General features: G+C 67.9%; 18 protein-coding genes. 10 read left to right on the top strand and 8 right to left on the bottom strand.

The features are described 5' to 3' along the window. Positions 1-86 precede the first annotated feature (86 nt). Positions 87-1,175 carry an NsdA family TPR-like regulatory protein gene (locus BLR21_RS32730; RefSeq protein ID WP_256335092.1) on the top strand — a complete coding sequence of 363 codons (1,089 nt, stop codon included), beginning with the start codon at positions 87-89 and terminating at the stop codon, positions 1,173-1,175. On the opposite strand, the gene BLR21_RS32725 is transcribed toward BLR21_RS32730, so the two are convergent. After that, the gene (locus tag BLR21_RS32725; protein ID WP_090012175.1) at positions 1,143-1,715 is read right to left on the bottom strand and encodes an NUDIX domain-containing protein; all 573 of its coding nucleotides are present in this window, start codon (positions 1,713-1,715) and stop codon (positions 1,143-1,145) included. The genes BLR21_RS32730 and BLR21_RS32725 overlap by 33 nt on opposite strands. Positions 1,716-1,763: 48 nt before the next feature. Further along, positions 1,764-3,104, bottom strand: coding sequence for a hypothetical protein (locus tag BLR21_RS41935; protein WP_143027984.1), 1,341 nt, complete (start codon positions 3,102-3,104; stop codon positions 1,764-1,766). A 544-nt stretch (positions 3,105-3,648) separates the two neighbouring features. Between BLR21_RS41935 and BLR21_RS32720 the strand changes: the two genes are divergently transcribed. The 3 genes from BLR21_RS32720 to BLR21_RS32710 are packed head-to-tail and all read left to right on the top strand — an operon-like array spanning position 3,649 to position 8,541. Continuing rightward, complete coding sequence (locus BLR21_RS32720; RefSeq protein ID WP_256335095.1) at positions 3,649-5,088, top strand: AMP-binding protein; 1,440 nt, start codon at positions 3,649-3,651, stop codon at positions 5,086-5,088. 5 nt (positions 5,089-5,093) lie between these two features. Then, on the top strand, positions 5,094-6,980 hold the full coding sequence (locus BLR21_RS32715) for a phosphopantetheine-binding protein (protein ID WP_218131036.1): 1,887 nt from the start codon (positions 5,094-5,096) through the stop codon (positions 6,978-6,980). Further along, the gene (locus BLR21_RS32710) at positions 6,967-8,541 is read left to right on the top strand and encodes a (2,3-dihydroxybenzoyl)adenylate synthase (RefSeq protein WP_090012168.1); all 1,575 of its coding nucleotides are present in this window, start codon (positions 6,967-6,969) and stop codon (positions 8,539-8,541) included. Before BLR21_RS32715 ends, BLR21_RS32710 begins: the two co-directional genes overlap by 14 nt. On the opposite strand, the gene BLR21_RS32705 is transcribed toward BLR21_RS32710, so the two are convergent. Together BLR21_RS32705 and BLR21_RS32700 are read right to left on the bottom strand one after the other, a co-directional pair. Beyond that, the gene (locus BLR21_RS32705) at positions 8,528-13,495 is read right to left on the bottom strand and encodes a non-ribosomal peptide synthetase (RefSeq protein WP_090012166.1); all 4,968 of its coding nucleotides are present in this window, start codon (positions 13,493-13,495) and stop codon (positions 8,528-8,530) included. The genes BLR21_RS32710 and BLR21_RS32705 overlap by 14 nt on opposite strands. Continuing rightward, the gene (locus tag BLR21_RS32700) at positions 13,496-14,377 is read right to left on the bottom strand and encodes an ABC transporter substrate-binding protein (RefSeq protein ID WP_176929905.1); all 882 of its coding nucleotides are present in this window, start codon (positions 14,375-14,377) and stop codon (positions 13,496-13,498) included. It lies immediately after the preceding gene. 214 nt (positions 14,378-14,591) lie between these two features. Here BLR21_RS32700 and BLR21_RS32695 point away from each other — a divergent pair, with 214 nt between their 5' ends. From BLR21_RS32695 to BLR21_RS32680, 4 genes are read left to right on the top strand one after another with little or no spacing between them, the layout of a single operon-like run. Next, on the top strand, positions 14,592-16,145 hold the full coding sequence (locus BLR21_RS32695; protein WP_090012161.1) for an SIP domain-containing protein: 1,554 nt from the start codon (positions 14,592-14,594) through the stop codon (positions 16,143-16,145). Beyond that, positions 16,142-17,431, top strand: a complete 1,290-nt coding sequence (locus BLR21_RS32690) for a salicylate synthase (RefSeq protein ID WP_218131035.1) — start codon at positions 16,142-16,144, stop codon at positions 17,429-17,431. Before BLR21_RS32695 ends, BLR21_RS32690 begins: the two co-directional genes overlap by 4 nt. A 57-nt stretch (positions 17,432-17,488) precedes the next feature. Continuing rightward, positions 17,489-18,103: a ClpP family protease gene (locus tag BLR21_RS32685; RefSeq protein ID WP_090012159.1), complete on the top strand. Its 615-nt coding sequence runs from the start codon at positions 17,489-17,491 to the stop codon at positions 18,101-18,103. Then, positions 18,100-18,690 (top strand): ClpP family protease, encoded by a 591-nt coding sequence (locus tag BLR21_RS32680; RefSeq protein ID WP_030476903.1) that lies wholly within the window; start codon positions 18,100-18,102, stop codon positions 18,688-18,690. The genes BLR21_RS32685 and BLR21_RS32680 overlap by 4 nt, the downstream gene beginning before the upstream one ends. Here BLR21_RS32680 and BLR21_RS32675 read toward each other — a convergent pair. From BLR21_RS32675 to BLR21_RS32660, 4 genes are all read right to left on the bottom strand, one after another. Beyond that, entirely contained in the window at positions 18,687-19,034 is a 348-nt protein-coding gene (locus BLR21_RS32675) for a helix-turn-helix domain-containing protein (RefSeq protein ID WP_090012157.1), read from the bottom strand. The genes BLR21_RS32680 and BLR21_RS32675 overlap by 4 nt on opposite strands. Before the next feature lie 155 nt (positions 19,035-19,189). After that, positions 19,190-20,686: a tripartite tricarboxylate transporter permease gene (locus tag BLR21_RS32670; RefSeq protein WP_030476901.1), complete on the bottom strand. Its 1,497-nt coding sequence runs from the start codon at positions 20,684-20,686 to the stop codon at positions 19,190-19,192. Beyond that, entirely contained in the window at positions 20,679-21,170 is a 492-nt protein-coding gene (locus BLR21_RS32665; protein WP_090012155.1) for a tripartite tricarboxylate transporter TctB family protein, read from the bottom strand. Before BLR21_RS32665 ends, BLR21_RS32670 begins: the two co-directional genes overlap by 8 nt. Then, entirely contained in the window at positions 21,167-22,141 is a 975-nt protein-coding gene (locus BLR21_RS32660) for a Bug family tripartite tricarboxylate transporter substrate binding protein (protein WP_090012153.1), read from the bottom strand. Before BLR21_RS32660 ends, BLR21_RS32665 begins: the two co-directional genes overlap by 4 nt. A gap of 204 nt (positions 22,142-22,345) precedes the next feature. Between BLR21_RS32660 and BLR21_RS32655 the strand changes: the two genes are divergently transcribed. Both BLR21_RS32655 and BLR21_RS32650 read left to right on the top strand, forming a co-directional pair. Further along, complete coding sequence (locus tag BLR21_RS32655) at positions 22,346-23,854, top strand: ATP-binding protein (protein ID WP_256335094.1); 1,509 nt, start codon at positions 22,346-22,348, stop codon at positions 23,852-23,854. Further along, positions 23,851-24,522: a response regulator gene (locus BLR21_RS32650; RefSeq protein ID WP_030476897.1), complete on the top strand. Its 672-nt coding sequence runs from the start codon at positions 23,851-23,853 to the stop codon at positions 24,520-24,522. Before BLR21_RS32655 ends, BLR21_RS32650 begins: the two co-directional genes overlap by 4 nt. The last annotated feature ends 73 nt before the right edge of the window (positions 24,523-24,595 follow it).

The following is a 24,595-nucleotide window of genomic DNA, read 5'->3' as shown; positions in this document are numbered from 1 at the left end:
ACGTGGCGCGACGAAGGCGCGGGGACCCGCCGCTGACGCGGTTGCAGGCCGTACGCGAGGAGCTGGGCTACACACAGGCTCAGGTGGTGAGGTTCTTCCTCAAGCGTGGGCCGCTCATTGGTGTATCGGTTGCTTCTGAGTCATCTCTGCCGATCATGCTCTCTCGTTGGGAGAACGGCGGAGTTGAAGTCACCGAGCCGGGGTATCGGAAACTATTCCGAGAGTTCTACGGTCGAGCCAACGAGGAACTTGGGTTTCCTCCCGAGCTGGAGAGCGAGTCGGTAGAGGAACTGAGGAACCGCCTGGTTGTCGCGCGAAGTGTCGATCGGGATACCCTCGACATGTTTCAACGTCAGGTCAATGATTTGCGGTCGTCAGATCAGCGGTTCGGCGCCGTTGTCGTTCTCGATCAGCTGAACCAGCTCGTTCGCCAGATGGAGAGCATCCGTTCCTTCAGTGTGAGCACGCGACATCGTCAGCAGTTGGCCAGAACCCTTACAGATGCGCGCACTCTCGCCGGCTGGACAGCCCTCGATAGGGGCTCGCAACTACAGGCGTGGCAGTATCACGAGGACGCGAAGGTCTCGGCAATGGAGGCTGACTCGCCTCAACTTCTCGCGCACGCCGCCGCTCAGCAGGCGGTAATCCTTCTTGACATGGGCGAACCCGTTCTGGCAGTCGAGCTATTGGAGTTTGCCCGAGGTGTGGCCGAGAAACGCGTTCCTCCGTTGCTTGGTGCTTGGCTGGCTGCTGCGCACGGCGAAGGGCTCGCAGCGGCAGGGCGTCACGACGAGTCGCTACGCGCATTCGACGAGGCGCAGGTGATGCTGCCTGCCAATCCGGTTGATCCGGAGATGCCGTTTCTCTTGCTGAATGATGGACAGTTGACGCGTTGGCGTGGCAGTGCGCTGGTGCGCTTGGGGAATCCAGATTCGATCAATCAGCTAGAGTCGGAAGTGAAGGACCTCGAATCGCCTGACAACTGGGCGATTCGAGGTCAAACCAACATGTACGTTGACCTAGCTTTTGCTTACGCTGCCGCTGGTGACAGCAAGGGAGCGCTCAAATACGCGCGTTTGGCTCGTCAGCTTGCATCGCGTATCGGATCTGAACGCCAGCGGCAGCGACTCGTAAACTTGGAACTACCCGGCGTTGGAAGCGCCGGCATTGCGTGAGGCTAGATAGTAGAGAAGCGGGATGATTGCGCCAGAGCCGAGAACTTCGCCACGGTGAACCAGCTCAAGCACGCGTTCGACAGGAATCCATTCGAGTCGTGCGGCTTCTTCGCCGTCGGTTGGCTCGCCGACCTTCTCTGAGTTACGCCATAGGTAAGCGTCTACCGGAGCATCAATGATGCCGGGCAGCGGTTGAAACTTGACGATGTGCTCAGGCTCTCCGATGGGGCGCCAGCCGGTTTCTTCCTCGGCTTCACGCGCGGCCGTTGCTGCCGGCTCTTCGCCTTCTTCGACCAGACCGCCGATCAGCTCGTAGCCCCACTGGTCGACAGCAAACCTGTATCGCCAGAGCGTTAGAACTTCCTCGCGCTCATTCAATAGCAGCGCTACGGCCACGTGGTCGAGCTTCACCACATGATGCTCAAAGCGGCTGCCGTCAGGCGGCTCAACGTCAACGAGATTGAGCTTCACCCAGCGATTGTCGTAGATGGTCCGCTCGCCGTGGACCTTCCACCTGAGTTCCTCCGGATACTCCGTCACAGGTCGGAGTCTAGCTATGGCGGTGGTGCAAGTAGAAGGATGCTGCTCCTAGGGGCGATATATAGTGATCTCGCCGGTTTCGCTGTCTACTTCCGCGTAGTAGCCGTCTGGCGGGTGCACACTAGGATTCTCCCCACCTGAGACGCTACACGCGGTCATCTCTATATCCGGTACGGGAGAATTGAGCATTAGATCAAGGGTTCTGCTAAATTGAACGTTATGCATTCTGATGCTTTTGCCCACCTGTGTGTGGCTAAGTGTGGTTGGCCATTCGAAAGTGACAGAGCTGATCGCAAGTGATTTTGCTATTGTTGTGTTAATCATGAGCAATACGTGCTCGAACAGGCAGGTGCTTATGGATAGGTCGTTTTCAAACTTGCAGCCGTTGAGGTAAACTGGGCTCTTGAATGTCGAATCAAGAAACGAAGCTGGCTTCTCGAAGGTCGCGCCGTTGGCGATTAGACCTCCGATGAGACACTCTTCAAGAGTGAACTCTTGAAGGACTGCGTCTGTTAGATCCAAGTCGAGGTAGGTGTCTGCGGATTTCGACTCCTTGGTTAGCTGTCCTAGCAGGCGTTCGGCCGTGGCCCTGACGTGACGCTCACGAGATATTTGACCCCGTTGTTTTTCTGCTTCCGCAGGAGCTAGTAGGTGTGAGGCTGTCGGCATCGGCCTGCGAAGGTAGGCGCAAATAATGTCTGCGACTGTTTGCCTGTATTCTGACCTTGTGGTGGCCAAGTGCGAAAGCGCGTGTAAGGCTCCCACTCGGACCTGGTCGGCATCGTTGCCCAGAAGCTCAACGGCTCGCGCGAAATGCTCGTTTGCAACACGCTCTCGGTCGTGTTCCGCTTTTGCGCTTTCCACTTCCTGTCGCTTGTGTTCAATAATTCTTCGTTCTTCCTCGGTGTCGCGGCGTGACTCCTCAACCTTGCGTCGTCTATCGTTGAGCCAAAGCGCGTAGAGTGCAACTATTGCACCGGAGGCGAGACCTCCAGCCTTAAGTGCTTCTGAGCGATTTATTGTGACTTCGGTCATGCGTAGCCACAACATGACTGCCAACAGCGCCGTGAGTGCTGTGAAGAATGCGGCGGGGAGAGCAAACATCTCTGATTTTTTGTCGCTTCGTGCACCCCAAAGTGTCCAGAGTGAGATGCTCGCGAGGACGCATGCAATTGCGACGGACCCGATTATTCGAAGCTCGGCAGCTTGGCTCGTGGTTGCGATGAGCCATCGTGTTGTTAGGAGTGTGGCTGCGAGTGCATCCAGAGAGGTCGCTAGCGTTGCGAGCTTGTTGAATCCTCGGTTTTGATGGCGTGACCAATGAATCCAGATGCCGGTCCCTGTGAGGAGCGCTAGCGCGCCACCAATGCCTGTCAACCACGGCTCCATCGCTAGATTGTGCCTCCTTCCGGCGGGGCCGTGTGGGACACTCTCAGCGTGTGTCGGGAGCTGCTCCGGCAAGCTTCAGGCTTCTGTCCATAGTGGACCCTAGGGGTGCGGCTTTGGGTGCGAGTTGGCGCGCAACGGTGCCGTCGGGTGCCAGTCCATAGGACCTGTAGACACCTGTTGTCGCACGTCGTCACCCCCTCCCGGGGTGCCTAGCCGACTCAAAATCCGTCCAGTGTGCGTTCGAGTCGCACCGGGGGCACGAACTTCGGGTGTCGTATGTCTGCGGAAAGCGCAGACCGTGCCTCGTCCGTGGTGTTTTCTGGGGGCCGAGCCCCCAGACCCCCGCCGGGGCGCTGCGCCCCCGGACCCCCGCCTGGCCATCGCTTCGCTTGGCCAATCAGCCGTGCGGGCCTCGCTTCGCTTCGCTTTAGCTGATCATGGGTGATTCCTCTGTGGAATCATTGATCTCTTTGTCTGGCCTTGGTTTGCCATGTTCTGGACACGGCTCTGGGTTCGAGTTAGGTTAGGCTAACTTGACTTGGAGGTGGTGGTGGACGCCACGCTGTCACGTGCGCTGCATGCCCAGGCGGTGGTCACGCCTGATGTCACTGCCGTTGTGTTCGAGGGCGAACGGCTCACCTACTCGCAACTGGACGCACGGGCCAACGGTGTTGCGCGGCAGTTGATCAGGCTCGGAGTCGAGCCGGGTGACTTAGTCGGGCTTTGCCTCCCGCGCGGGCTTGATCTTGTGGTTGCGCTTGTCGGGGTGTTGAAGGCTGGGGCTGCCTATCTGCCCTTGGATCCTGCCTATCCGGGTGAGCGGGTTGCGTTCATGGTTTCGGATGCTGGGCCTCGGGTTGTGCTGGATGCGGTGGTGTGCGCGAGCGCTGAGCATGTGGATCTGAGTGAGGCTCAGGGTGTTGCTTATGTGATCTACACGTCTGGCTCTACTGGCAGGCCCAAGGGGGTGGCGGTTACCCATGGCAACGCCATGGCGTTGATGGGTGCTGCGCTGCCTTTGTTTGGGTTTACGTCGGTTGACGTGTGGACGTTGTTCCACTCCACGGCTTTTGACTTCTCCGTTTGGGAGATCTGGGGTGCGCTGCTGACCGGGGGGCGGGTGGTCGTGGTGCCCAAGGAGGTTGCCTGGTCGCCTGAGTCCTTTGTAGACCTTTTGCGGCGGGAGCAGGTTACTGTCTTGTCGCAGACGCCTTCTTCGTTTTATCAGGTGATGAACGCTGATGGTGGTGGCCTTGCGGTTCGGACCGTGGTGTTCGGTGGGGAAGCACTCGATGTCGCGCGGCTGGGGCCGTGGCGTGAGAGGTATCCGCAGTCGGACCTTGTGAACATGTACGGCATCACCGAGACGACCGTGCACGTCACCTTTCTGCGGCTCGGCGACGAGGAGGGCAGCCCCATCGGGGAGGCGTTGCCTGGCCTTGAGCTGCACCTGCTGGACGAGCAGCTTGTGCCTGTGGCTGGTGGCGTTACCGGCGAGTTGTATGTCGGGGGAACGCAGCTCGCGCTCGGTTATCTCGGACGGGCTGGGCTCACCTCTGCGCGGTTCGTGGCGGCGCCGGACGGGCAGCGCTGGTACCGCACGGGGGATCTGGCCGTTCGGGTGGGCGGGCGGCTGCAGTTCGCTGGGCGGGCGGACGACCAGGTCAAGATCCGCGGGTTCCGGGTCGAGCTCGGTGAGGTGACGGCGGCGCTGCTGGAGTGTTCCGGTGTGGCCGACGGCGTGGTGGTCGTGCGGGACGGGCAGCTCGTCGCGTACGCGGCCGGCACTCCGGAGAACGTGCGGGAGCGCCTGGCCGCGGTGCTGCCCGCCCACATGGTGCCCGTGAAGGTCGTGGTGCTCGACCGGCTTCCGTTGACCGCCAACGGGAAGCTCGACCGCGCCGCCCTGCCCGCTCCCGAGGCGAGCGTGGCCGACCGGCGCAAGGAACTGCTCCGACGCAGACTGGCTGAGGCGAGAGGTTGATGGACGTGCGGGATCTTCGGCAGACGATCGCGGACCTGGTGGAGGAGGAGCCCGGCTCGATCGACCCCGGCACGAACCTCTTCGAGCTGGGACTCGAGTCGATCGCGTTGATGAAGCTGGTCAACGAGTGGAGACGAGCCGGAACGGAGGTCAGCTTCGCCACGCTGGCGGCGGAACCGACGCTGGGCGCGTGGGAGAGGCTGCTCTCGCACCAGGCGGAGCCGGAAGCCGTGGCGCAGCTGGAAAGTGTCGACGAAGGTGTCGAGTTTCCGTTGGGCACCATGCAGTACGCGTACTGGATCGGCCGTGAGGACGGGCAACGGCTCGGTGGCGTCGCCGCGCACCTCTACACCGAGTTCGACGGCGAGGATCTGGACCCGTTCCGGTTGCAGGCCGCGTTCACGAAACTGGTGGCACGGCACGACATGCTGCGGGCTCAGCTGACGGACAACGGCGCCCAGGTCGTGCTGCCGCAGTCGCCGTGGCCCGGCCTGGTGGTGCACGACAACCCGGATCTTGGTGTGATTCGCGAACGGCTGTCGCACCAGCGGCTCGACATCGAGGCAGGGCAGGTGTTCTCGGCCGAGCTGAGTCGCCTGCCCGGTGGCAGGACGCGGCTGCACCTCGACATCGACATGGTGGCCGCCGACGCGGTGAGCTACCGGATCCTGCTCGCCGAGCTCGCGCGCTTCTACCTCGACGTGGGCTACGAACCGGCGCCCGTCGGGTACAGCTACCAGCGCTACCGGCTCGCGAAGTCCGCCGCCCGCCCGGAATCCGTGCGGTACTGGCAGGAACGTCTCGCCACGCTGCCGGGCGCGCCCGTCCTGCCGTCCGGACCCGGAGGCGCTCCGAAGGTCGCTCGCCGGCACTTCACCATCACGGCCGGCGATCGGGCGCTGCTCGTCGCCAACGCGCAACGACGTGGGCTCACGCCGGCGATGGTGGTGGCGACGGCGTTCGCGTCGGTGATCGGCCGTTGGAGCGCGACCCCGCACTTCCTGCTCAACGTGCCGTTGTTCGACCGCGAACCGCTGCACGCCGCCGTCGGTGGCGTGGTCGGCGACTTCAGCAGTTCGGTGATGCTGGAGATCGACCTGCGCACCCCGGCGACGTTCGCCGACCGCGCCAGGCAGGTGCAGAAGCAGATGCACACCGACGCCGCGCACGCCGATCATTCCGGCGTCGACGTGCTGCGCGACCTGACCCGCCGCACCGGCAGGCAGGTGTTCGCGCCGGTGGTGTTCACCAGCGCGCTCGGGCTCGGCGAGTTGTTCGACCCGGCCGTGGAGAAGGCGTTCGGCACGCCGGTGTGGATCGTGTCGCAGGGCCCGCAGGTGCTGCTGGACGCGCAGATCACCGAGGTGTCCGGCGGAATCCTGGTCAACTGGGACACCCGCGAGGAACAGTTCCCGGCCGGCGTGCTGGACGGGATGTTCGCCGCGTTCCAGGAGCAGGTCGACGCGCTGACCGGCGACGAGGCGTGGGAGGAGGTCTTCGGGGCCGGCGAGTCCACGGCCGAGGTGGCGCAGTCCGTTGTGCGCGAACACGTTGCGCCGCGCACCGACCTGGAGAAGGTCATCGCGCTGGAGTGGGCGGACGTGCTGGACGTCGCCGAGGTGGGCGTGACCGACGAGTTCTTCGCGCTGGGCGGGGATTCCGTCATCGCGACGTCCCTGGTCACGCGGCTGCGCGAGAGCCTCGACACGACGGAGGTGTCGGTGCGGATGCTGTTCTCGGCCCCGACCGTCGCCGGTCTGGCCGAGAAGATGCTCGCGGCGGAGGAGGAACAGGGCAGGCTCGCGCAGGTCGCCGAGATCTACCTGGAGGTCGAGGCGTTGTCGGACGAGGACGTCGTGGCCGCGCTGGAGGACGTTGATGGAGGGCGTTGAGAACTGGCCGGCCGAGTGCGCCGACCGGTACCGCGAGGCCGGTGTCTGGCGCGACGAGACGCTCGGCGGGCTGCTCGCGGAGTGGGCCGAACGCAGCGGTGAGTCGACGGCGATCGTCTCCGGCGACGAACGGATCAGCTACACCTCGCTGGATCGCCGGGCCGCCGAACTGGCGACCGGGCTGCTGGCGAGGGGACTGCGGCCGGGCGACCGGGTCGTGGTCCAGCTGCCGAACACGGCGACGTTCGCCATCGTCCTCTTCGGACTGTTGCGGGCCGGGATCGTTCCGGTGCTGGCGTTGCCCGCGCATCGGCGCACCGAGATCGAGCACTTCGTCACGCACGCCCAGGCGGTGGCGTACTTCATCCCGGACCACGACAGCGGGTTCGACTACCGCACGCTCGCGGCCGAGATCCCGACACCGGACCACGTCTTCGTGGCCGGCGATCCCGGGCCGTACACGGCACTGGCGGACGTGCCGGAGCCCGCGGGCCCGTTGCCGGACATCGACCCCGGTGACGTCGCCGTGCTGCTGATCTCCGGTGGTACGACGGGAAAGCCGAAGCTCATTCCGCGCACCCACCGCGACTACGCGTACAACGCGCGCGGGAGTGCGGAGGTCTGCTCGTTGACGGCGAACGACGTGTACCTCGCGGTGTTGCCGGCCGCGCACAACTTTCCGTTGGCCTGTCCCGGTCTGCTCGGCACGCTGGGTGCGGGCGGACGGGTCGTCATGGCGCCCGCGCCCTCGCCGGACGTCACGTTCGGCCTGATCGAACGCGAGCGTGTCACGGTGACCGCTCTCGTGCCGCCGTTGGTGCGGCTCTGGGTCGACACGGTGGAGTGGGATCGACGCGACCTGTCGTCGTTGCGGCTGCTGCAGGTCGGCGGCGCGAAACTCGACACCGAACTGGCCGGGCAGGTGCGGCCGGTGCTCGGAACGACGTTGCAGCAGGTGTTCGGCATGGCGGAGGGGCTGCTCAACTACACGCGGCTGGACGACCCGGACGACCTCGTGACCACGACGCAGGGCCGGCCGATGTCGCCGTTCGACGAGGTCCGCGTGGTCCGTGACGGGGTGGACGTGCTGGACGGCGGCATCGGCGAGCTGTGGACGCGCGGGCCGTACACGTTGCGCGGCTACTACAACGTGCCGGAGTACAACGCTTCCGCCTTCACGGCTGACGGGTTCTACCGCACCGGCGACCTGGTGCGGCGGCTGCCGTCCGGCCACCTGGTCGTCGAGGGCCGGGTCAAGGACGTGATCAACCGCGGCGGCGAGAACGTCTCCGCGGGCGAGCTCGAGGAGCACCTGCTGGCGCATCCGGCTGTGGCGCAGGCGGCGGTGGTCGGCGTGCCGGACCAGACGCTGGGCGAGATCGTGTGCGCCGCGGTCGTACTGGTGCCGGACGCGTCGGTGAAGCTCAAGGAGCTCAAGGCTTTTCTGTCCGCACGCGGGCTGGCGCGGTTCAAGCTGCCGGACCGGCTGGCGATCTTGCCCACCTTCCCGGTGACGGCGGTGGGCAAGATCGACAAGAAGGCCGTGCTCAGCCGGTTGTGAGGTGGTGCACCAGCCTCGTCATGACGTACGCCGCCCGGTCGTGGGAGATCACGTCCGGGCGGTGCGCCATCCGCAGCCTGAGCCCATCGCCGCCGGGGTAGGCGAAGAGACCCAGCGGGTAGTGCAGCGCGTCGTCCCACCCGGCGTCGAGCAGACCGGTGTCCGCGCCCGCGAAGTTCTCGTACACGACGAGGGTGTCGAACAACTCCGGGTTCTTGACGCGGCCGTGGTGGAACCGGGGCAGCACCGCGTCCTGACCGGGCCTGGCGCGCACCGGGACCGTGTTGATCAGCAGCCCGACCATCCGCTCGACGCCCGGGACCTCCGGTGACCGGCCGGAGACCGTCGCCCCGAACACCACGTCGTCCTGCCCGGTGAGCTCGCGCAGCAGCAGCGCCCAGGCATTCAGCACCTCCTGACTGGACCTCGACGGCGCCGTGCCCCAGGTGTCCTGGGAACGATCTCGGGCCTGGGTGTGCGTGACCCTGGTCGGCTGGGCGCCGTCGAGCAGCTCGTCCCATTCGGTCGAGTGCCGGTGGGCGAGCCAGGTCAGATAGTCCTTGAACGGCACGGGTTCCGGCAGGTCCTTGCCGTCGTACAGCGCGAGGAGATCACCGAGCACGATCGGGACCGACCAGCCGTCGAGCAGCACGCGGTGCGAGTCGATCGTGAGCCGCTCGCCGTCGATGCCGAACCGCAGCAGGTCCGACTGTTCCCCGCCGACCACGGCCACGCCGTTCGTGAACCTCGTGCGCAGCGCCGGATGTCGTTGCACGACTTGGTCGAGCGCCTGGTGCATCCGGCCGGGGTCGAGGCCGGGGATGCGGAACGATGCGCTGGTCGCGAACGAGCCCGGATCGTTCGCCGACCATGCCAGCATGTCGGCCTGCAACGGTGTCAACGGCTGCACGTCGCCGAGCTTCGTGATCTCGGCCAACGCCGCCGCGAACCCGTCGACGAGCGCCGACGCCTCGATCGCGCAGGCCCAATGGGCGGTCAGCTGATCGTCCTGCGCCACGACGGTCAGTTCGACGGCGTGCTTCATCGGCGTCCGGACGTCCACGAGCGACAGGTCCGGGACAAGCTCCCAGTCCGCTTCCGTGGCGTCGAAACGGCCGAGGTAGTTGAATCCGATCTGCCCGCCGGGAGACGCGTGTGGTGGCAGGGAAGCGATGGCGGCGGCCAGGTCGTCGGTGCCGGCGACGACCGGGGTGAGCGAGGTGAACCAGCCGACCGTGCGCGACAGGTCCAGGTCGCCGGTGCGGCCGTGGCCCTCGACGTCGATCACGGTGCCCGGTCGCCAGCGGGCGACCGCCTGGACGAGCGCCGCCCGCAGGACCTCCGGGGAGGCCCGCGGATGGCGCGTGGTGACCTGGTGGGCCTCGCCGACCGTGCCCAGCACGATGCCACCGCTGGTCCCCACGTCGGCGAGCGGGCGTTGGGCGTGATCCACCGCCCAGCGCCGGAACGACACCGGAACCGGTGCCAGTTCCTCCCCTGTGATCGCCGCCTGCAGGTCGCCGATGATGATCCGCCACGACACGCCGTCGACCACGAGGTGATGCGCGACCAGCAACAGCCGGTCGCCCGCGAGCACGGCCGTCAGCATCACCCCTGCCGCCGGGTCGAGCCGGTCCACGGCGGTGCGCACGGTCGCCGCCGTGATCTCGTTCGTCACCACGACTTCCGGCGCCACCACCTCGGCCGGCACGACCAGCCGGTCGCCGTGCCAGCGCGCCCGCAGCATGTCGTGCCGTGCCACCACCGCCCGCAGTCCTCCGGCCACTGTGGACGGTGAGAGCAGCGGCACCCGGACGACCACGGCCTGGGTCGAGTACGAGATGTCGCCGAGCCACCGCATGATCGGGGTCAGCGGCACCTCGCCGGTGCCGTCCTCGTGCACCAACGCCTTCGCGGCGGTCAGCGCGAGACGTTCGACCGTCCGGCGCTCGAAGACGTCCTTGGGGGAGAAGGCGAACCCGGCCCGCCGCGCCCTGCTGACCAGCTGGATCGCGAGGATGCTGTCGCCGCCGAGGTCGAAGAAGCTGTCGTCCACACCGACCGACGGCAGTCCCAGCACGTCGGCCATCACCGCGGCCAGCGCGCGTTCCGGCCCTGTCGTGGCGGCACGGGACGACGTGCGGACGACCGGTGCCGGCAACGCCTTTCGGTTGATCTTGCCGTTCGGCATCAGCGGTAGCTCGGTCAACGCGACGACCGCGCTGGGCACCATGTGTTCGGGCAGTTCCGCGGCCAGCCGGTCGCGCACCGCGCCGGGGTCGACCTCGCCGACGACGTAGCCGACCAGCCGTCGCACGCCGGGGGTGTCCTCGCGGACGGCCACGGCCGAACGCAGGCCGGTCACGCGGGCCAGCACGGCCTCGATCTCGCCCGGTTCGACGCGGAACCCGCGGATCTTGACCTGGTCGTCCACCCGGCCCAGGAACTCCAGTTCGCTGTCCGGCCGCCAGCGCACCAGGTCGCCCGTGCGGTAGGCGCGGGAGCCTGGTGGACCGAACCTGTCGGCGACGAACCGGGACGCGGTCAGGCCCGGCCGGTTCAGGTAACCGCGGGCAAGACCGGCGCCGGAGATGTAGAGCTCGCCGGGAACCCCGGGCGGCACCGGTTGCAGGGCCGGGTCGAGCACGGCGATCCGGGCGCCCGCCACGGGATGGCCGACGGCAGGGTCGCCCTCGCCGACCCTCGCGACCAGCGAGTCGACCGTGCACTCGGTGGGGCCGTAGAGGTTGAACGCGGCCCTGCCCTGAAGTTGGTGCCAGAGCGCGGGAGTCACGGCCTCGCCGCCGAAACCCAGCACCGCCGGTGGGTCCGGCAGCCACCGCAGTGTTTCTTCGAGCAGGCTCGGGGTCAGTTCGATGAAGTCGATGCCGTGCGCCGTGATCTGCGCGGCGAGGCGTTGCGGGTCGGAGTAGGTGTCGTGGTCGAAGACGTGCAGGGCGTGTCCGTCGAGCAGCCACAGCTGCGGTTGCCAGGACGCGTCGAACGAGAACGACCAGGCGTGCCCGATCCGGCCGCGGCCGGGCAGGTTCGCGTAGAGCTCCTCGCGGTGGCTGTGGAACAGGTTCACCAGGCCGCCGTGCAGCGCGAGCACGCCCTTGGGACGGCCGGTGGAGCCCGAGGTGTAGATGACGAACGCGGGAAGGTCCTGGTGCAGCGGCAGACCGAGGTCGTCGCCTGGCAGGTCCAGTTCCGGCAGGGTGTCCAGGACCAGCGCCGGTGCGGCGTCGGCCAGCACGAAGTCCCGGTGCGCCAACGGATAGCGCGGGTCCAGCGGCAGGTAGGCGCCGCCTGCCTTGAGCACCGCCAGGATGCCGATGACGAAGTCCGCCGAACGCGGCAGCGACAGGCCGACGATCCGTTCCGGCCCCACGCCCTGCGCTACCAGGTGCCGGGCGAGCTGGTTCGCGCGGAAGTTCAGTTCCGCGAACGTGAGCACGGTGTCGGCCGAGACGACGGCGGGTTCGCCGGCCGACAGCTCGACCTGCTTCTCGAACAACGAGACGACCGTGTCCGGTGCGAGCGGCCGGGTGCGGTCGAGGTACCGGCGTTCACCGTCCAGCAGCAGCGCGAACTCGTCGATCCGGCGATCGGTGTGCTCGACGGCCTGGACGAACATCAGCTCCAGCCGGGCGAGCAGCTTCCGCACGGTCTCCTCGCGGAACAACGCCGTGCGGTAGGTGGCCTGCAGGTGCAGCTGGCCGTCCTTGAGCAGGGCGTCGAAGGACAGGTCGGTCTGCGAGGTGCCGTTGTGGAACTTCTCCCACCGGATGTCGACGCCCGGCAGCCGCGGGCCTTCCATGTCCTGCGCCAGGAAGATGACCGTCACGTCGAACAGGGGCGTGCGGCCGAGGTGACGGGGCACCTTCAGCTCGTCGAGCAGCAGGTCGAACGGCACGTCGGCGTTGGCGTAGGCGCCCGCGCAGGTCTCCCGGACGCGGCCGAGCAGCGCGCGGAACGACGGCCGGCCGCTCAGATCCACCCGCAGCGGCACGGTGTTGCCGAGATTGCCGATCAACGCCGACAGGCCGGGCTCGTCGCGGTTCTGCGTGACGGTGCCGATCGTGATGTCGTCGGCCTGGGCGTACCGGCCGAGCAGCACGGCGATCCCGGCCACCAGCACCATGAACGGCGTCGCCTGCTCGGCCGCGGCCAGCTCACCGATCCGCGTGGTCAGTGCCGGTGAGAGCGACCGGACGAGCCAGCCGCCGGCCTCGGTGACCTCCGCGGTGCGTTCGAAGTCGGTGGGGATCTCCACCGGTTCCGGCAGCGGGGTGAGGGCCCGGCGCCAGTGGCCGAGCTGGGCCTGGTCCGGTGCCGTGACCCACCTGTTCCGGTGCCACGCCGCGAAGTCCGCGTACTGCAACGGCAGCGGTGGCAGTTCGGCGCCGGCGTACAGGACACTCAGCTCGCGGGAGAAGACGCCGAACGCGGGGCCGTCCCAGTTGATGTGCTGGGCGACCATCACCAGCGCGAACGAGTCCGGCAGCCGCACCAGGACCAGCCGCAGCGGACTGGCGGCGGTGAGGTCGAACGGCGCGCGCCCGGCCTCGTACGCGATCCGCCGCAGCGACTCCTCGTCACCGTCCATTTCGGACCACTCGACGGGTAGCGAGTCCAGCACCTCCTGCCGTGGCACACCGGACTCGTCGGCCACGTAGATCGTGCGCAGCACCTCGTGCCGTTCCACCAGCCGGTCGAACGCCCGGTGCAGCGCGGCGACGTCGAGCCCGTCGCTCAGCCGCCACAGCACGCACACGTTGTAGGCGGAGGCGGCGGGGTCGACCTGATGGAAGAACCACATCCGCTCCTGCGCGTGCGACAGCGGTGCGGCGCCGGGCGGCCGCGGCGGAATGGTGCTCTTCGCGGCGGCCACGCCACGTGCGGCGAGCTTGCGCCGCAACAGTTCCTGACGACGGGTCTCGACGTCGGTCACTCAGGCGCCGATCGTCTTCAGGGTCGGCTTCAGCTGGTCGAGCAGCCAGCCGACGCCCGCGGCGTTCGGGGCCTGCAGCAGCTGGGCGACGGAGATCTCCGTCGCCTGGTAACGGCCTTCCTTCACGACCTTGAGCTCACGGGTGACCGGGTTGGTCTTGAACGTCTCCAGGTCCTGACCGCCGGCGAAGGTCATGAACAGCACGTCGGCGCTGTCGAGCCTGGCGGCCTCCTCGTAGGAGATGCCGATCGTTCCGGGCGCGAGCTGGTCACTGGCCTGGACGTTCGCGAACGCGTCGGGAACCTTGAGCCCCAACGAGTTCATGAACTTCGTCGAGAGGTTGTCCTTGCCCACCACGAGCGGGAGCACCGTGCCGCGGGCCTGGCCGAAGAGGTAGGTCCGGCCGGCGAGCTTCGGCAGTTCCTGCTTCGTCGCCTCGATCTTGGCGTTGGCGTCGGCGAGGAGCTTCGCCGCTTCCTCGGTGCGGCCCAGCGCCTTGCCGATCAGCTCCGTCTCCTCGGCCATCGTGGAGCCGTAGAGGGACTTCGGGTAGGCGACCGTCGGCGCGATCTGGCTGAGCTTGTCGTACCGGGCCTGGTCCAGCTGGTTGCTCGTGACGGCGAGGATCAGGTCGGGATTGTAGGACGCGACCTTCTCCAGGTTCACGTTCGCCGCGTCGAGACCGAGGACGTCCTCGCCGTACTTCTGGGTGATGTAGGGAAGGTTCGGGTTCGCGGGGTCGAAGTAGCGGACCGCGCCGACGACGGGAGCGCCCAGCGCGGACGCGACCGCGAGGTCGTTCCAGCCGAGGACGACCACCCGTTCGGGCTTCTTCTCGATCCTCGTCTCGCCATAGGCATTCTTGATAGTGACCGGGAACACGCCTCCCGATTGAGACGCGGAAGGCGAGTCCGATGTGGACGCCGGCGTGCTGGAGCCGCAGGCAGCGAGTGTTCCGACCAGCGAGAACACGGCGATCGCGAGGGTCGCGCCACGAGCAAATGATCTTGTAGGCATAGGTAAGCCTAACCTTGCTTTCCGGTGGATCGTCAACCACTCTTTAGGGCAGCCTTACTTAACCAGGGGAGGACCACCGGTGACCGAGCGTGCCCGACCGTGGAACGCCGATCCGTATCAGTCCGGCAACTCAGGACAGTTCCTGACCGCCCTCGAAGCGCTCATGCTGGCCGGAGCGCACCTGCACTCCGGTGGCCGGTTCGCCGACGTCGGATGCGGCTCGGGAGAGCTCGCCCAGGCGATGGCGACGCGCAACTTCGAGGTCGTCGCGAACGACTACTCGCCGTCCATGGTGGAGGCCACGCGGCAACGTTGCGCGGATCTGCCGGTGGAGGCTTCCGTGCAGGACGCGCACGAGTTGTCGTTGCCGGAGAACAGCTTCCAGGTAGTGCACTCGTCGTGGATGATCCACTGGCTGAGCGACGCGACCACCGCCGTGCGCGCCATGGCCCGCGCGACGACACCCGGTGGCCTGGTCGTGCTCCAGTGGAGCTGCGGGCAGAAGCGCGCGGACGGCTTCGCGTTGCGGGACGTCGTGAACTCGGTGATCGCCCGGCCCGCGTGGCAGGAACGGTTGAAGGACGCGCCGTTCGCGACCTACCAGCACCCGCACGACGAGGTCGCCGACCTGCTGCGGGCCGAGGGGCTCGACGTCCTGCACGTCGAGACGGACGTGCAGGCGCAGGAGGGCAACGGCGACCCGGAGGCGTTGCGGCGCGGACTGAAGGCGGCGGCGTTCCACACGCAGGCCGAGGCGCTCGGGGACGACGCGGACAAGTTCATCGACGAGGTCATCCACGCGTTGCTCGACTCGGGTGCGCTGAACCCGCACAACGCCAGGGTCATCGCGCGGCGCCCGAACGTGACGCAGCCGGCGGTACGTCGTTTCCCGTTGTCCGTAGGGCATCTGGAGGTCTCCTCGGTCGAGAACCTCTCGCCTTTGATGCGCCGCATCCGGTTCCGGGTCGACGCTCCGAAGCTCGAACCATCCCAGCCCGCCGAGACGATCACCGTGATCTGGCCCGCCGAGGGGGCGGACCAGATCGTGCTGCCGGAGATCGGGCGGTGGCGGTTCCCGGCGAACGCGGGCCGTCAGCACACCGCGAACCTGACCATTCGGTCGCTCGACGGGGATCAGCTCACCGCCGACTTCTTCCTGCACGGCGAGCACGGGCGGATGTCGCGCTGGGCCGCGGCGGCGAAACCGGGTGACCGCATCGGTTTCGGCGGCAGCCGGGTGCACTGGGTGCCCGACCCGACCGCGGACTGGGTGCTGTTCGCCGGGGACGAGACCGCGCTGCCGTCCATCGCCGCGATCGCCGCGACGCTGCCGGCCGGTCAACGCGCTGTCGCCGTCATCGAGGTGCGCGATGAGGCCGAGAAGATCGACCTCGGTGACGTCGAGGTGCACTGGATCCTGCGCGGCGACCGCGAACCGGGCGTCGGTGACGCGATCGAACAGGCCGTGCGCGGCCTGGAGTTCCCGCAGGGTCGGGCCCAGGTGTGGGGCGGCGGCGAGTCGTCGCTCATCCGGAGTCTGCGCAGGCACCTGGTGCACGAACGCGGCCTGACCCGCGACCAGGTCTGCGTGCTCGGCTACTGGAACCGTCCGAACCGGGGGGAATCGCAGTGAGGTACTGGGAACGTCAGGTCGCGTTGTCGGCCGATCCGCTGCGCGTCGCGGCCACGCTCGCGGCCACGTCGACCGACGACAACGTGCTCTACGAGAACCACGGCACGATCAGCTGGGGTGAGGGCGCCTACGCCACGGTGACGGTGCGGGCGGGCGAGCCGCTGTCGGTGGTGGCCTCCCGGCTGGCCGAGGTCGACGTCGAGGACTGGCGGGCCTACGGGTGGGCGGCGTTCGAGCTTTCCTATGCGCTGCACGACCTCGGTGACCTGCCGGACGTCGACGTGGTGACGTTGATGATCCCGCGGCGGGAGGTGCGGTTCGAGAACGGGTCGGTGCTGCTGCGAGCGCTCACAGTGTCCGATGTGGAGGCTCTGGAGTCGCGGCTCGCCGAAGCCGTGCTGACCGGCGGGATCGAACCGGCCGACGCCAGGGTCGTCGTGGACGTGGACGACCACGACGCCGAGACCTACCGGGCGGCGGTCGCGCTGGGCGTCGCGGAGATCAGATCCGGCGCCTTGGACAAGGTGATCCTCTCGCGGGTCGTGCCGGTGCCCGAGGACATCGACATGCCGGCGACCTACCTGACCGGACGGGTCCAGAACTCCCCGGCGCGGTCGTTCCTACTGCGGCTGGGCGGCTGGGAGGCGCTCGGGTTCAGCCCGGAGATCGTCATCGGGGTGAGCCCGGACGGGCAGGTCGTCACGCAGCCGCTCGCCGGCACCCGCGCGTTCTTCGGTGACGAGGAGGCCGACCAGGCTCGTCGGGACGAGCTCTACCGCGACGCCAAGGAGGTCTTCGAGCACGCGATCTCGGTGCGGCTCGCGGCGGTCGAGCTGTCCAGCGTCTGCACGCCGTCGTCGGTGCGGGTCGAGGAGTTCATGAGCGTGAAGGAACGCGGCAGCGTCCAGCACCTCGCCTCGCAGCTGTCCGGGACCCTGGCGGAGGGCCGCACGAGCTGGGACGCGTTCGCCGCCCTGTTCCCCGCCGTCACGGCGTCCGGCATCCCGAAGGCGCCGGCGTGCGAGCTGATCCGGCGCGCGGAAACACGAACACGAGGGCTCTACAGCGGCGCGGTGCTGACTGTGGAGCCGGACGGAGCGATGGACGCGGCGTTGATCCTGCGCAGTGTGTTCCGGCGCGACGGCGAGACCTGGTTGCGGGCGGGGGCGGGCATCGTCGCCCAGTCCACTCCGGAACGAGAACTGGAGGAGACGCGCGAGAAGCTGTGCAGTGTCTCGCGGTTCCTCGTGCCGGCACTGCAGCCCGCGGTGCCTGCTGTGAGCTGATCTGCCCTCAGCAGAGAAAGCGGCGCAACCGTTGGGGCGGCGGGCATCGTCAGTGCCATGACGAACAGCGAGAAGCTCTTCAGCCCAGGGCTGCGAGAACGGTTCTTCGGTCAGCGGGTGCTGATTCTCGACGGCGCGCTCGACGACGACAACGGCACGGTGCTGGCGACCCAGATGCTCTCGCTGGCGAGCGAGGACCCGCGGCAGGACATCGCGTTGTGGATCAACTCGCCGGGTGGTTCGGTGCCCTCGATGCTGGCGATTCGCGACGTGATGCGGCTCGTGCCGTGCGACGTGGCGACGCTCGCGCTGGGCCTTGCCTGCAGCGCCGGGCAGTTCCTGCTCTCGGCCGGAACGCCGGGCAAGCGGTTCGCGTTGCCGCACGCGCGGATCCTGATGCACCAGGGGAGTGCGGGCATCGGCGGTTCGGCCGTCGAGGTGGAGGTGCAGGCGGACGACCTGCGGCACACCAGGGACACCGTGCTCGGCCTGATCGCGCAGGACACCGGGCAGCCGTTCGACCGGATCTTCACGGACTCGCTGCACGACAGGTGGTTCACGACGGAGCAGGCCCGTGAGTACGGGTTCATCGACCACGTCGTCAGCGACCTCGGGCAGGTCGTCCCCGTCCGCATGCACAAGCTGGGACTGCACTCGGGAGCCGTGGCATGAGCACCTACACCATTCCCAACGTCATCACGCGGGACGCGCGCGGCGAGCGGGTCATGGACGTCTACTCGCACCTGCTGTCCGAGCGGATCGTCTACCTGGGCACCGGGATCGACTCCGGCGTCGCCAACGCGCTGATCGCGCAGCTCTTCCACCTCGAAGCGGACAACCCGGACCTGGAGATCAACCTCTACATCAACTGCGAGGGCGGCGACCCGTCGGCGATGCTCGCGCTGTACGACACCATGCGCTACATCAAGGCGCCGGTCGCGACGACCTGCGTGGGCCAGGCGGTGGCGGCGGGAGCGGTGCTGCTGGCCGCGGGCGCGGAAGGACGCCGGTCCGTCCTGCCGCACTCCAGGGTCGTGCTGCACCAGCCCGCGGCGCAGGGGCGTGGCACGATCCCGGATCTCATCCTCGCGGCGGACGAGGTGGTGCGGGTGCGCACGCAGCTGGAGGTGATCCTGGCCAGGCACACCGGCCGGACCGTGGCCGAACTGCGCCACGACACCGACCGGGACCGCGTGTTCGACGCGGCGGGCGCCGTCGAGTACGGGCTGGTGGACCAGGTGCTGGACCAGCGGGGCTAAGCCGCCCAGGCCATGGCCACGGGACCCGAGGGACGGCCCGCCGGGCGTGAGGTGTGGAAGTGGCTGACCTGCTGGACGCGCAGGTGGCGGACCTGGCCGGCGACCCCGATCAGCAGATCGGCCAGGTCGATGCCCAGGGCACCGGCGACCGCCGCGATCATCTCGCTCGACGGCTCCTTGCGGCCGCGTTCGATCTCGGACAGGTACTGCACCGAGATGCCCGCGCGGTCGGCCACGTCGACCAGGCGGTCGCCGCGGTCCTCCCGCGTCTCGCGAAGCTTGCGGCCCAGGGCTTCACGCCACAGGGGTTCCGGGGTGCGCTTGAAGTCCAGGATCTCCGCCATGTCGCCATGGTGACAGCACCCTGGTCACCACCAGGGGCCGTTCTGCTACCAGCAGAAGCCGGGGCCGACTTCACCCGAAAGTGACAGTGGGTCCGCCACGGCGGCAAGGCCGATGCGTTCGAGCTGTACGAACAGGCGCTTGCCGCCGTGCGCGGTCAGACCGTCACTTCGGACTTCTTGCGGCGCAACCGAAGCACCACCGCGACCACCAGAAGCACGACGAGGATGCTGTAGGCGACCGCCGCGAACGGACTCGTCACCAACGCGCTGAGCTTTCCCTCGCTGATCTGCAGCGTGCGCCGGACCTGTTCCTCCGCCATCGGCCCGAGGATAAGGCCGACGACCAGCGGCGCGACCGGATAACCGTGGCGCCGCATGAAGAAGCCGATCACACCGATCACCAGCAGCACGATCAGGTCGTCCACGACGAAGTTCACCGCGTAGGTGCCCAGCGCCGCGAACAGCAGGATGCCCGCGTAGAGGTACGGCCGCGGGATCTGCAGCACCTTCACCCAGATCTTCACCAGCGGCAGGTTCAGCACGAGCAGCATCACGTTGCCGATGTAGAGCGACGCGATCAGTGCCCACACCATCGGGCCGTTGTTGGTGAACAGCAACGGTCCCGGCTGGATGCCGTAGCTCTGGAACGCGGCCACGATCACCGCCGCCGTCGCGGTCGTCGGCAGCCCGAGCGTCAGCAACGGCACCAGAACGCCTGCCGCGGCGGCGTTGTTGGCCGCCTCCGGACCGGCCACGCCCTCGATCGCGCCCTTGCCGAACTCCTCGGGCCGTTTCGAGAGCTTCTTCTCCGCCGCGTACGACAGGAACGTCGACACGTCCGCGCCACCGGCCGGCACGGTGCCGATCGGGAAGCCGATGAACGTGCCGCGCAGCCACGGCTTCCACGAGCGCGCCCAGAAACCACGCGTCATCCACTTGCCGCCCACGGGGATCACTTCGATCGGCCCGTGCCGCAGCCGCGACGCCACGTACAGCGCCTCGCCGACCGCGAACACGCCGACCGCCACCACGACCACGTCGATGCCGTCGGACATCGTCGCCACCCCGAGGGTGAAGCGTTGCTGACCGGTCAGCGTGTCGGTGCCGACGAGCCCGATGAACAGGCCGAGTCCCAGCGACGCCAGGCCGCGCACGGGAGAGGAGCCGAGCAGTGCCGCCACGGTCGTGAACGCCACGACCATCAGGGCCACGTAGTCCGCCGGACCCAGCTGCACCGCGAGGTCCGCGATGACCGGCGCCAGCAACGTGAGCAGCACCGTGGCGATCGTGCCCGCCACGAACGAGCCGATGGCGGCCGTCGCGAGCGCGGCGGCACCGCGCCCGGCCTTGGCCATCTTGTTGCCCTCTAGGGCAGTGACGATGGACGCCGACTCGCCCGGTGTGTTGAGCAGGATCGACGTCGTCGAGCCGCCGTACATGCCGCCGTAGTAGATGCCGGCGAAGATGATCAGCGCCGCCGTCGGTTCCAGCGTGTACGTCAGCGGCAGCAGCAACGCCACTGTCATCGCCGGCCCGATGCCCGGCAGCACGCCGACGGCCGTGCCGAGCGTGACGCCCAGCAGCGCGTACAGCAGGTACTCGGGTTGCGCGGCGGTCGCGAAACCCTCCAGCAGCATGGTGATGCTATCCATCGAGGAACGGCACCCCTTCGAAGATCCCGGCGGGCAGCGACAGGCCCAGGCCGTACGCGAACACCACCTGCACGAGCAGCGCGAGCACCACCGCGATCGGCAGCGCCCGCCACCAGGTCGCGCCCAGCGTCCAGGCCGCGCCGAAGAACAGCAGTGCGGCCGCCACCGGCCAGCCGACCACGTCGATGAGCACCAGGTGCACGATCAGCACGGCCACCAGCTTGGCCACGGTGAGCCAGTCGGTGCGGACGTTCTCGTCGACGTCCTCGGCCTCCTCGGCCTGGCCGAGCTTGCCGCGGGCGGTCGCGATGATCGCCGCGATGCCCGTCACGACGAGCAGAATCCCCACTGCGTAAGGGAACGCGCGTGGTCCAACGACGTTGTCGTCACGCCCGGCGATCGTGGTCGCGTCGACCAGGGTGAAGACCCCGACCGCCGCGACCAGACCGCCGAACGCGTACTCCTCGACTTTTGCAGCAATCACTTGACGAGCCCGATGTCCTGCAGTGCGGGCTTCACCCGGCCGATCTCCTTGGCCATGAACGTGGAGAACTCGCTGCCGGTCAGGAAGGTGTCCGTCCAGCCCTTCTTGGAGAGCTCGTCCTTCCACTGCTGGCTCGCGTGCATGTCGGTGACCAGCTTGGTCAGCCGCTGCTTGGCCTCGGCCGAGATCGAGGCGGGCGCCACGACGCCACGCCAGTTGATCAGCTCGACGCCCAGGTCCTTGAACGTCGGCACGTTCAGGTCGGGCACCGGGTTCGGGCCGGACGTGCCGAGCGCGCGCAGCTTGCCCGCCTTGATCTGCTCCTTGTACTCGCCGACGCCGGAGATGCCCGCGTCGACCTTGTTGCCCAGCAGCGCCGCCAGCGACTCACCGCCGCCGGAGTACGGCACGTAGTTGAGCTTCGAGGGCTCGATGTTCTTCGCCTTGAGCAGCATCCCGGCGAGGATGTGGTCGGTGCCGCCGGCCGAACCGCCGGTGATCGAGACGCTCTTGCCCTTCTCGGCGACCGCGGCCAGCAGGTCGTCGATCGTCTTGTGCGGCGAGTCGGCGGGCACCACGACGACCTCGTCCTCGGCCGTCAGCCGGGCGATCGGCGTGGTCTCCTCCAGCCGGGCCGCCGACGCGTTGGTCTCCACCGCGCCGACCATGACCAGGCCGGTGATCATCAGGAACGACTCGGAGCGCTCGTTCAGGAGCTTCTGCAGGCCGACCGTCCCGCCCGCGCCGCCGACGTTGGTGACCTGCACCGAGTTGGCGAGCTTGGCGCCGCTCACCGCCGACTGCATCGACCGCGCCGTCTGGTCCCAGCCGCCACCGGGGTCAGCGGGGGCCATGATCTCCAGCTTCGCGATGGAGTCACCACTGCTCGCGCTCTTGGCCCCCTGACCGCATCCGGCGAGCACCAGTCCGGTGGCGGCGACCGCCACCGTTCGTCTCCATGCCGTACCCATCGAGTACTCCTCGCTTCGTTGCGAACGTTGGGCGGGGACGCTAGGTAACGGCCGTGCGGCTGGTAAGGCTTAGGTCGTAAGTTCCGTATTGGTCGTTTTGTTCGTGACCCGTTTCACAGCTGATGCGTCAGAATTCCATCCATGTTTCGTCGGTCTGTTTCGTTTGGGGCTTTGCTTCTGGCGTTGCAGGTGGTCATCGTGCTCATGACCACCTGTGCGGCCGGGCTGCTCGCCGCCAAACTGCAGAGCGACCGGATCCGCGACTCCTACAAGGACAGGATGTTGTCCGTCGCCGAAAGCGTGGCGCGGCTACCGACGGTGATCGAGGCGTTCGGATCGGTTGACCCGCCCGCGACGATCCAGCCGCTGGCCGAGCTGATCCGCAGGGCGTCCAACGTGACGTACGTGGTGGTCACCGACCACAACGGGGTCCGTTACGCCCACCCCGACCCGAAGCGCATCGGCGAGCGCGTGTCGACCGACCCGACCAGCGCGTTGTCCGGCGAGGTCTTCGTCGGCACGGAGACGGGCACGCTCGGCACGTCGCTCCGCGCGAAGGTGCCGGTGCGGACGGAGGACGGGCGCGTCATCGGCATGGCGTCGGTCGGCATCCTGGAGAGCCAGCTCTCGGCCGACCTCGCCGAGGACCTGCCGGAGCTGATCGGCTGGCTGGCGGCGGCCGCGCTGGTCGGTGTGCTCGGTGCCGCGTTGATCACGCAGCACGTGCGGCGGCGGACGTTCCGGCTCGAACCGGCCGAGATCGCGCAGCTGCTCGAGACCAGGGACGCGATGCTGCACGGCATCCGCGAAGGCGTGGTCGCCGTGGACGACCAGGAGAAGCTGGCGCTGGTCAACGACGAGGCGCTGCGGTTGCTGGGCCTGGCCGAGAACCCGAGCGGACGTCCGGCGGCGGAGGTGCTCGACGCCGGCCTGCTGGATCTCGCCCGTGGTGACGACGACGTCGCGGACCGGCTCGTCCTCGCCGGCGAACGGGTGCTGGTCGCGAACCGGATGACGGCCAAGACGAACGAACGCGCTGTCGGCGTCGTGCTGACGTTGCGCGATCGGACAGAGCTGCACGACGCGTTGCGCGAGCTCGACGGGCAGCGCACCGTCACGGAAGCGTTGCGTGCGCAGGCCCACGAGTTCTCGAACCACCTGCACGTCATCGGCGGTCTGCTGGACCTGGACCGCGGCCCGGACGCCGTCGCCTACATCGAACGGGTCGGTGGCGCCGGCTCGGTCACGGCCGACATCATCGACGGAGCGAACGCCGATCCCGCCCTGGCGGCGTTGTTGCTGGCAAAATCCTCCACCGCGCACGAACGAGGTGTGGAGCTCCGGCTCGATCCCGGCAGCTCCGTCGACATTCGTGCGGGCGACGACGCGTTGACCGTGCTGGGAAACCTGGTCGACAACGCGGTCGACGCCGTGGAGACCGGTGGAACCGTGCGGGTGCTCGTGCGCTCGTCGGTCACCGGCGTGCGGGTGGTCGTGGACGACGACGGGCCGGGAGTGGCGGAGTCGCAACGCGGCCGCATCTTCGACCTGGGCGTGAGCTCCAAGGACGTCCAGGGCGCGCACGGCAGAGGAATTGGACTTGCATTGGTGTCGAGGGTGGTGACCCGGCGCAGCGGCCGGGTCGCGATCACCGACTCGGAGCTCGGCGGCGCGTCGTTCGACGTGTGGCTGCCGGAAACGGGGAACCGATGAGCGTGCGAACGCTCGTGGTCGACGACGACTTCGCCGTGGCGGCGATCCACCGCGGGTTCCTGGAGGCGATGCCCGAGTTCGAGGTGGTCGGCGAGGCCCACCGCGGTGGTGAGGCGTTGCGGGCCGTGGAGGCGTTGCGGCCGGACCTGGTGCTGCTCGACATCCACCTGCCGGACATGTCCGGGCTGGAGGTGCTCTCGCGGCTGCGCGCCCGCGGTGGGCCGCCCGTGGACGTCATCGCGGTGACGGCGGCGCGTGAGCGGGAGACCGTGCGGCAGGCCATGTCCCGCGGAGTCGACAACTACCTCGTCAAGCCGTTCACGCGCACGGCGTTCCTCGACCGGATGCGGGAGTACCTCGCGCAGCGGATCGAGGTGCAGCGGCTGGGACAGGTGCTGGACCAGGACCAGGTCGACTCGCTGATGCACCACCGGCCGCGAACCCCGGCCATGCCCAAGGGGCTGTCCGCCGTGACGTTGCGGCTGGTGACCGATGCGTTGCGGGACAGCGCGAACGACCTGTCCGCCCAGGAGGTCGGTGATCGGGCGGGACTGTCCCGCGTGAGTGCCCGCCGGTATCTGGAGCACCTGGTGACGATCGGCAAGGCGGAGGTGCAGCCGCGGTACGGCATGGCGAACCGCCCGGCGCACGGTTACCGGCTGACCTGAGCGCCCCGGCGTCGTGCAGGTCGTGTCGGGTGTGTTAATTCTTCTGGCGGCGCTGTTCTTCCGTGTTCTCATG

Source organism: Lentzea albidocapillata subsp. violacea (genome assembly GCF_900100275.1).
GTDB classification, from domain to species: Bacteria; Actinomycetota; Actinomycetes; order Mycobacteriales; family Pseudonocardiaceae; genus Lentzea; species Lentzea violacea.
Note: the sequence above shows the minus strand (reverse complement) of the source record. Positions and strands in the feature narration are given on the sequence as shown.

What these genes read in the sequence shown, in the direction of transcription:
- BLR21_RS41935 (WP_143027984.1), bottom strand. Translation starts at nt 3,104, where the DNA reads ATGGAGCCGTGGTTGACAGGCATTGGTGGCGCGCTAGCGCTCCTCACA.
- BLR21_RS32710 (WP_090012168.1), top strand. Translation starts at nt 6,967, where the DNA reads ATGGAGGGCGTTGAGAACTGGCCGGCCGAGTGCGCCGACCGGTACCGC.
- BLR21_RS32685 (WP_090012159.1), top strand. Translation starts at nt 17,489, where the DNA reads ATGACGAACAGCGAGAAGCTCTTCAGCCCAGGGCTGCGAGAACGGTTC.
- BLR21_RS32680 (WP_030476903.1), top strand. Translation starts at nt 18,100, where the DNA reads ATGAGCACCTACACCATTCCCAACGTCATCACGCGGGACGCGCGCGGC.
- BLR21_RS32675 (WP_090012157.1), bottom strand. Translation starts at nt 19,034, where the DNA reads ATGGCGGAGATCCTGGACTTCAAGCGCACCCCGGAACCCCTGTGGCGT.
- BLR21_RS32670 (WP_030476901.1), bottom strand. Translation starts at nt 20,686, where the DNA reads ATGGATAGCATCACCATGCTGCTGGAGGGTTTCGCGACCGCCGCGCAA.
- BLR21_RS32660 (WP_090012153.1), bottom strand. Translation starts at nt 22,141, where the DNA reads ATGGGTACGGCATGGAGACGAACGGTGGCGGTCGCCGCCACCGGACTG.
- BLR21_RS32655 (WP_256335094.1), top strand. Translation starts at nt 22,346, where the DNA reads ATGACCACCTGTGCGGCCGGGCTGCTCGCCGCCAAACTGCAGAGCGAC.
- BLR21_RS32650 (WP_030476897.1), top strand. Translation starts at nt 23,851, where the DNA reads ATGAGCGTGCGAACGCTCGTGGTCGACGACGACTTCGCCGTGGCGGCG.